Raw genomic sequence first — 857 nt, 5'->3', positions numbered from 1 at the left:
TGCCTGCACCTGCATCGCATTCAACCATCCAAGCTGGTGGACCGGTCTGCCATGGAGATCAAGGCAATCCAGAAAGTGATTCGCGACAAGCTGAAAGTGTATATGTAGCAACGCCCGAGGCCTGACGCAGGGCGCCTAACGGTAAAGGTCAGGCGCAAGCGTCAGGCACCCGGCTTCAAGCTTCCGGCGTTTGATAGCAATAATCCAGCGCCTGAATGTAATACTCCAGCCCACGCTGGGCCGCCTTGAAGGCGCGGTCACGGCTTTCCTGCTCTACACAGAGCAACTTCACCAACTCCATGGCCTCATGGGGGTGATCGTCGTCATAGGAGGCATGAGCTCTCAGCCAGGCCATGGAATGACGGTTAATCGTGGCGACCCCGTCTTCCTGATACGCCTTCATGCCCTTGACCACACTCTGGCTCCACTCGCCCGTGGCCCACTCAATGGCCAGATTGGTGGCAGCAATACCTTCTTCCAGGCTGCCCTGGCGCCCCATGGTCCAGAGAAAATTGTTGACCGCATCCATCGCCGCAGGAGGCTCAACGAACTCAAGGTCTTCCAGTGTCAGGCCGAAGCCCATGGCCCAGTCCTGGTACCAATAGGCGTGGCGCTGCTCAATCTTGATGTTGCCGATCAACCAGTTCTTGGCCTGCTCATGGCCCGGGAAGCGGCCAGGCCGGGTTTTCGCCAGGTTCAGCCCCATATACTTGGGGAAGTTTTCCACCAGCGGGTAGAAATTCAATAACGCACAACGGAAACGCGGCAGGCTCAGTTGCCCGCTGGCCATTTCCGCGAATACCGGGTGGTTAACAACCTTGTTCTTGAGGGGCACCAGGTCATCCCAGAACTGCTGG

General features: G+C 57.8%; 1 protein-coding gene. It reads right to left on the bottom strand.

Annotated elements, in window-relative coordinates:
* Positions 1–175: 175 nt before the first annotated feature.
* Positions 176–857: TenA family transcriptional regulator (locus A3730_RS00445; protein ID WP_063537221.1), on the bottom strand; the 682-nt coding region annotated here is incomplete at its 5' end.

This window comes from Alcanivorax sp. HI0044, from assembly GCF_001634945.1.
The sequence above is the reverse complement of the archived record's forward strand: the minus strand, read 5'-3'. Positions and strand labels throughout refer to the sequence as shown.